Genomic DNA, 7855 nt, shown 5'->3' with positions numbered 1-7855 from the left:
TCGCTTGGTGGCCTTTTTGTCTAGTTGGGGGACGAGTCCCCCAACTAGACAAAAAGGATATTTATTCTCCCACAAACATTTTACTCATACACTTCCTAATTCTTATGAGACATAAGAAACAGTTTCAAAAAGGTTCCTTTTTAGGTCTACAAATGATAGACTATGCTTAATAATGGTATGAAAGATGAAGATAAAATATTTATATCAAAAGTAATTCTTCGAAATTTAGAAAAATCATTAATAAAATCTAGATATATATCGATATTAATTTCTCTTATCGAATTTTAATTTAGAAGGAGTTAGAATATGAATAGTTTACAATATAGCAGCAAAACAAAAATATTTGCTTTAGGTGGTCTAGGAGAAATCGGAAAAAACATGTATGTAATCGAGTACAATGATGAAATTATAATTGTAGATGCTGGATTTAAATTTCCTGAATCCGAATTATTAGGTATAGACTATGTTATACCTGATTATACGTACTTGGAGAAAAACAAAGACAAAATTAAAGGTTTATTTATTACACATGGACACGAAGATCATATAGGTGGAGTTCCTTTTTTATTTAAGCGTATAAAAGTACCTATTTATGCAGGGGCTCTAGCAACAGCATTAATTCAGAGTAAGTTAGAGGAACATAAAACAGGTTATGTAGAAATGATACATATTTCAGATGATATTGATGTTCAATTTGACAATATAAAAGTAAGATTTTTCCGAACAACACATAGCATTCCAGATTCTTTCGGCGTAGTAATCACCACACCTGATGGAAATATTGTGCATACAGGTGATTTTAAATTTGATTTTACACCAATGGGGATAGAAGCCAACCTTCACAAAATAGCAGAAATTGGTCGAGAAGGAGTTTTATGTTTATTATCTGATAGTACAAATAGTGAAGTACCCGGTTTTTCAATGTCTGAAAAAAAAGTTGGAGAATCGATTAAAGAGATATTCGAAGCAACACAATCTCGTATTTTATTTGCGACATTTGCATCAAACATTCATAGAATACAACAAGTAGTTGAAGCTTCTATTCGTTATAAGCGGAAAATCGCTATCGTTGGAAGAAGTATGGAAAAAACAATTCAGATAGGAAAAAACCTAGGTTATATACAGGCTCCTGAAGATATATTTGTTGAAATCAGTCAAATTAATTATCTTCCAACTCATGAAGTAACTATTATATGTACAGGAAGTCAAGGAGAACCTATGGCTGCATTGTCGAGAATAGCAAATGGTAATCATCGACAAATTCATATTGTCAAAGGTGACACAGTTGTTTTTTCTTCCTCTCCTATTCCTGGGAATATTATAAGTGTTAATCGGACAATTAATCAATTATTCCGAGTAGGTGCAAATGTTATACACCATAAAATTAGTGATATTCATACATCTGGTCATGGTACCCAAGAAGAACAAAAATTAATGATATCACTAATAAAGCCCAAATACTTCATGCCCATTCATGGAGAATACCGAATGTTAAAAAAACACGTAGAATTAGCTGTTGATTGGGGTGTTTCACTAGAAAATTGCTTTGTTATGGATAATGGTCAAGTACTAGAAATCTCTGAAGATGAAGCACGAATTAACAGTAAAACAATACCTTCCCAAGGTGTCTATGTTGATGGAAGCGGTATAGGTGATATAGGAAATATTGTATTACGTGATCGCAAAATTTTATCCGAAGAAGGAATTATCATCATAAGTCTAAGTATGGATAGTAAAAAAAAGCAGTTAGTATCTCCACCTGCAATAGTTACAAGAGGATTCGTTTATATGCGTGGGTCTGAAGAACTTATGAGAACAATAGAAAAAGTGGTAAATGAATGTGTATCCACACTACTCAAACAAGATATATTAAATTGGGGGAAAATTAAACAAGAGATTGTGGAAGTTCTTAGTCCATTCTTATATGCTGAAACTGGACGTCGACCAATGTTACTACCCATTATTATAGAAGTGTAAGAATACAATATTTTCTTTTATAAAAATTGTCACAGAAACTAACAAAGGGTTTCTTTTTTCAACTACTTTAAGAAACCTTTTTATATAAAGTAATAATTAGAGATGCACTGTTAAGCTAAGCCAATTATCCTCCTGATAAATAAAAATATGAAAAAATTATTATCTATCATAGTTGATTGATTTACCTTGTGTCCAATTAAACTTAATAAAAACATTATCTCTAATAAGAGGAAAATCATAGGAAGTACAATAAAAAAATATGTTATTATAGTTTGGTCACAACACCATCAGGAGGATAAATATGTTATATGGCTACGCTAGACCAACACAAGAAGATCTTACTTGCAAAAAACAAATAACTCAATTAGAAGCAATAAATTGCACATCTATCATTTTAGAAGACCATTCCTCAGCCAAAAAAAGAATAAAATTAATAGAATTAATAAACTCTCTTTCAAGTGAGGACAAAATTGTTATTACTAAATTTTTCGCACTTGCTGATTCCACCCGTCATCTTCTGGAAATAATGGAGAAAGTTCAGAAAAAGAACGCATTTTTGCAGTCGTTACATGAAAATGTCGATACTAGCATAACAAAACACTATGAATTTACTGGGATACTAAATCATTTAGTTGAATTCCAAACAGACTTGATTAGTGAAAAAACCAAAGAAGGATTATTTGAAGCAAAAAAAAATGGAAAAGCACCTGGAAGACCAAAAAAGCCAGATAAAAATGTTAAACTTGCCATGTCAATGTACAAAAGTGGAAAATTCAGTCTTGCCCAAATAAAGGAACATACCGGAATCAGTAAAACTACTCTGTATCGATATCTAGAAAAATAATACTTCATCAGTGTTTTACAAATCTCCAATTAATTACTAGTGAAACTAAATCATTACTTAGTGTAGCTATTCTCCACTATAATTCATCACTTTAGAGGTTGGCTCCTTAATACAAGAATTATTTTAGATAGCCATCTTCTCATCTTTTTAATCAAAAGGAGTGTAGTTAATACTATGAATAAAAGGAAGAGGAATACTTCTATATTTTACGGTTGGTTTATTGTTTTTATAGCAGGTTTAGGTACATTTTTTTCAGGGCCTGGTCAAACCTATTCAAATTCGACATTCATTGAGGAATACATAAAAAGTTTTGGGTGGAATAGAACCGAAATATCCAGTCTATATTCCATCGCTACTTTATGCTCTGGATTTCTGATAATGTTTATGGGAAAGTTTATGGATCGCTTTGGTTATCGTAGAATGCTCGGAATAGTAAGTGTCTTGTTTTCATTAGCTTGTTTTTTCAATAGTTTTGTTACCAATATTTGGATGTTAGGAATTGGTTTTTTCTTGATTAGGTTCTTGGGTCAAGGAAGTATGACGTTAATTCCTAATACCATAGTGCCACAATGGTTTATAAAAAAACGAGGAAGAGCAATGAGTTTTATGGCTATAGGAAGCTTTTCAAGTGCTGCTTTTTTTCCTATTGCAAATACGTGGTTAATTGATAAGTGGGACTGGCAAACAACCTGGCAAATATGGGGAGTCGCATTACTAATTATTTTCACACCCCTTGCTATAATAGGAGTGAGAAATAGGCCTGAGGATATTGGAGCCTTGCCAGATGGTATTACAGAAAAATTCAAGAATAAATCTCATAATAAAATATCCCATTCTTATTTAGTGATGGATTGGACCTTAAAAGAAGCTATGCAAACTAAAGCTTTTTGGGCAATTTTAGTTTGCGTGGGAATCCCTGCACTTGTAAATACAGCTATTACATTCCATCTCTTATCCATATTTCAAGAACAGCACCTGTCCCCGCAGTTAGCAGCTAGTGTTTTAAGCCTGATGGCATTAGTTGGATTCCCAATTTCATTTTTGTCAGGTTTTATACTAGAAAAAATACAAACAAAAATCCTTTTGATGGGGATATTCTTAACAGAGATTACATTCCTCATTCTGTTAATAAATGTAAAAAGCATTTGGATTGGAATTATTTTTGGAATATTATGGGGAGCAAGCAATGGAATAGAAAGAATTACACTCAATATTATATGGTCTGATTATTTCGGAAGAAAATACCTAGGGAGTATAAACGGGATTGCTATGATGGTTATGGTTGTAGGTTCTGCAATTGGTCCATTGCCACTAGGAATAGGATATGATTATTTTCACAGTTATATAGAAAGCTTATTATTTTTACTGTTATTTCCGATTCTTGGAATATTTGGAGCAATCCTTGCAAAAAAACCTCAGAAAGTAACAATAGCAAAAAGAGCTAATTAGAGGAGGTTTTAACCTTCTTTCTAATTAGCAAGTTTATTTTACAATTAATACTGGACAGTTAGCTCTTTTAGTTACTTTATGACTTACACTACCTAAAACAAATTCCTGTAGGACGTTTAATCCTCTGCTTCCCATTATTGCAAGATCTGTACCCTTGTTATTAATGTAGTCTACTAAAACTTGACCTGGTTCTCCCTTTAATATAACAACTTCATAATTGAGCCCCGATTCTTTCACTAACTTTTCCACTTCTGAAATTTTCCCTCTATTTTTATCAACAAATTCAGAGCTATTCCAATTATGAAGGGTCTCAGTCTTTGCCTTTGAAGGATCACTTACCATAACGATTTCTACTTTAGATTCTGAGCAACAGTTAGCAATATAAATTGCGTTTAATGCAGCTCTTTTTGAGTGTACGGAACCATCGGTTGCTAATAAGATATTTCTATACATTTTCATTCCTCCCAACTAAGCAAGCGCTTACATATATAATATAACTTTTTATATAAAACGGGAACTTAATTTATGTTATTTTTATTTTATTTTCAATTAAACTCATTCATTTCCATTTTCCTCAAAAATAAAACCCACTTTTTTTAAAGTGGGTTTTATAATACAATTATTTTACTATCAATACTGGGCAATTGGCTCTTTTAACCACCTTATGGCTGACGCTGCCTAGTACCATTTCTTGTAGAGTGTTAAGTCCTCTGCTTCCGATTACAACCATATCAAACTTTTTTTTATTAGCATGTTCTACTATAGCTGGTCCAGGGTCTCCGTGTAATAATTCAAAACTAAAATCAATATTATTGGCATTTAATAACTCTTCAAAAGGCAATAATTTTTTCTTGCGAGATAACTCCAATTCCTCCTTATTATGAGCGTGTAAAACCTCATCTTTTGATTTGGAAAAATCCACAACATAAACTAATTTTATTGTACTTTCTTCACTTAAAGAAGCAATTTTCATTGCTTCCTCTGTTGCTCTTTTAGAATGTTCTGATCCATCAATGGCTAATAGTATTTTTTTATACATTATACACTTCACTCCCCTTTTTAGTGTGCAGATAATTTTGCATTTGGATCGTTAAATACTGCCAACTTATCCACGATTTTTTTACTTGCTGCATTTAAGTTTTTAATAGTCACGTTGTTATGATTTTCTCGATATTTAATCACTACTTTATCGATCGCACCAACAGCTGAATCATCCCATATGTGCGCATTGGTGAAATCAATAATAATATTCTTATTCTCCACAGAAAAATCAAATTGCTCCACGAACTCTTCCACGGAAGCGAAAAATAACTGCCCTTCTACCTCGAAAGTAATATTCTGGTTATTCACATTCCTAACCAACTTAATTTTAGATATTTTAGCCACAAAAAAGATGGCGCTTAATATAACTCCTGCTATAACACCGATAGATAAATCATGTGTTGCTACTACGATGATAACAGTGACTAACATAACTGCTGCATCTGTTTTTGGAGCGTTTTTTAGGTAAGTAAAAGATGACCAGTCAAATGTACCAATAGAAACCATGATCATTATACCTACCAGGACTGCCATTGGAATTTGGACTACTATATTCCCTAATACCAAAATTAGAAACATAAGAAATAGTCCAGCAACAAGTGTAGATAACCTACCTCTACCACCTGACTTTACGTTTATAACGGATTGTCCTATCATCGCACAACTTGCCATACCACCAAAAAAACCTGTAATAACATTGGCAATTCCTTGCCCTCTAGCTTCCCTATTTTTATTACTACCTGTTCCAGTCATGTCGTCCACAATGGAAGCAGTTAAAAGAGATTCTAATAAACCTACAATAGCTAATGCAATGGAATATGGAAAAATAATCTTTAATGTTTCAAAATTAAGTGGTACATCAGGAATAAAGAAAGATGGTAACGATTGAGTGATATTACCTAAATCTCCAACTGTTCTTAAATCAAAGTCAGAGAAAATTGCTAAACTTGTTAATAAAACAATTGCAATTAATGGTGCTGGAACCGTCTTTATAAATCTTGGTAAGATATAGACAATCAATAATGTAATGGCTACAAAGATATAAGTCATATTGGAGATACCTATAAAATGAGGGACTTGTGCCATAAATATTAAAATAGCTAAAGAATTAACAAAGCCAACCATAACTGCCCTCGGAATAAACTTCATTAGCTTTGCTATTTTTAAAACTCCAAAAACAACTTGGATAATACCTGTTAATATAGTGGCTGCTAATAAGTAGTTTATACCGTAGTCTTTTACTAATGGCACCATTAGTAATGCCATAGCTCCAGTCGCAGCCGAAATCATAGCTGGTCTTCCGCCAACAAAAGAAATGGTTACAGCCATACAAAAAGAGGCATACAGGCCAACCATTGGATCAACACCCGCAATAATGGAAAACGCTATTGCTTCTGGAATCAGTGCCAAGGCAACTACTATTCCAGATAGAATATCTGCGGGAATATTTGAAAACCAATCTCTCTTCATTTTTTCAATCACTAAAAAATACCTCCGTTATAATATTTTATATAATAAATATATAATCAGCTTTTTTAACTTACTTTGAACAGTCTAACACCAAAAGAACCAAAATGGAACCATTTTGGTTCTTTTTTTCAAATAATTTTTATGATATGGTTTATTTAAACGCTTAAAAACTAAGGAGGCTAATACATGTTAATTGGTTATATGAGGCCTGTTGAAGATGACCCTAATTGTATAGATCAGTTAGAAAGTCTTACTACCTATCATTGTAACGTAATCTATACTGAAGAACTTAGTTCTCACAAGAATAAAACTACACTTAAAAAGATGTTATTAAACTTAAATAAACACGATAAGATTGTGGTTGAAAAATTTTATACAATTGCTGATTCATTAAAAAAATTAAAGGAGATATTAAATATTATTAGGGAAAAAGATGCTTATATTTTGTTTATTAAAGAGAATATTGATACGAGTAATGTAATGGAAGAAAAGTTTAATGAATATGTACAACATCTAATAAACCTTCAGGGCGATATTATAAGTGAAAACACTAAAATAGGAATAAAAACAGCTAAAAACCAGGGGAAAAATACAGGTAGACCCAAAAAGTCTTTACGTAATATTCAAAAAGCAATTGATATGTATATTAGTAAGCAGTTTTCATTAATAGAAATTCAAAATACAACTGGAATTAGTAAGTCCAGCTTATACAGATATTTATCAAATTGGGAGGGAAAATCCTAAGCTTAAATTATATTGGGTGACTACCAATTTGTGATTTTTTCAAGTATTTTTAGGTAACATCAAGTGCTGGCTGATAATTGTTAATTTCCTTATATTGATTGGAAAAAATATAAAAACCTCTGTCAAATTTAAGAACAGAGGTTTTCCAATTTTTTGTCTATTTTAATTAATCTTAGATGAAATAATACTAAATATTTAGTTATTTTACATTTAACTTCAAATCAGTTGAGAACTTTTTGTGGTACTGTCAATATTTTTGTGTAAATGACTTTTCAACTTCTCAAGGTAGATGATCACCTTCGTATTCAAATAGATTTGTTCGAAGTGTTG

7 protein-coding genes are annotated in these 7855 nt (G+C 31.9%); 4 read left to right on the top strand and 3 right to left on the bottom strand.

What is annotated here, in order from left to right; all coding sequences use genetic code 11:
- Nucleotides 1-306 precede the first annotated feature (306 nt).
- The 3 genes from rnjA (at nt 307) to ACTNDN_RS24135 (ending at nt 4270) form a co-directional block, all read left to right on the top strand.
- Nucleotides 307-1977, top strand: coding sequence for a ribonuclease J1 (gene rnjA, locus ACTNDN_RS24145; RefSeq protein WP_047945031.1), 1671 nt, complete (start codon nt 307-309; stop codon nt 1975-1977).
- A gap of 301 nt (nt 1978-2278) precedes the next feature.
- Nucleotides 2279-2821 (top strand): recombinase family protein, encoded by a 543-nt coding sequence (locus tag ACTNDN_RS24140; RefSeq protein ID WP_016204937.1) that lies wholly within the window; start codon nt 2279-2281, stop codon nt 2819-2821.
- Nucleotides 2822-2995: 174 nt separating this feature from the next.
- A complete protein-coding gene (locus ACTNDN_RS24135; RefSeq protein WP_016204938.1) occupies nt 2996-4270 on the top strand; it encodes an MFS transporter in 1275 nt (424 codons plus the stop codon).
- 33 nt (nt 4271-4303) lie between these two features.
- On the opposite strand, the gene ACTNDN_RS24130 is transcribed toward ACTNDN_RS24135, so the two are convergent.
- From ACTNDN_RS24130 to ACTNDN_RS24120, 3 genes are all read right to left on the bottom strand, one after another.
- Complete coding sequence (locus tag ACTNDN_RS24130; protein ID WP_016204939.1) at nt 4304-4723, bottom strand: universal stress protein; 420 nt, start codon at nt 4721-4723, stop codon at nt 4304-4306.
- Nucleotides 4724-4889: 166 nt separating this feature from the next.
- Nucleotides 4890-5309 (bottom strand): universal stress protein, encoded by a 420-nt coding sequence (locus tag ACTNDN_RS24125; protein WP_016204940.1) that lies wholly within the window; start codon nt 5307-5309, stop codon nt 4890-4892.
- A 20-nt stretch (nt 5310-5329) separates the two neighbouring features.
- Nucleotides 5330-6781 (bottom strand): SulP family inorganic anion transporter, encoded by a 1452-nt coding sequence (locus ACTNDN_RS24120; RefSeq protein WP_040344256.1) that lies wholly within the window; start codon nt 6779-6781, stop codon nt 5330-5332.
- Nucleotides 6782-6967: 186 nt separating this feature from the next.
- On the opposite strand from ACTNDN_RS24120, the gene ACTNDN_RS24115 reads away from it, so the two are divergent.
- Complete coding sequence (locus ACTNDN_RS24115; RefSeq protein WP_016204942.1) at nt 6968-7525, top strand: recombinase family protein; 558 nt, start codon at nt 6968-6970, stop codon at nt 7523-7525.
- Nucleotides 7526-7855: the final 330 nt, after the last annotated feature.

This window comes from Niallia sp. HCP3S3_B10, from assembly GCF_052064465.1.
Classification (GTDB): Bacteria; Bacillota; Bacilli; order Bacillales; family Cytobacillaceae; genus Niallia; species Niallia hominis.
Note: the sequence above shows the minus strand (reverse complement) of the source record. Positions and strands in the feature narration are given on the sequence as shown.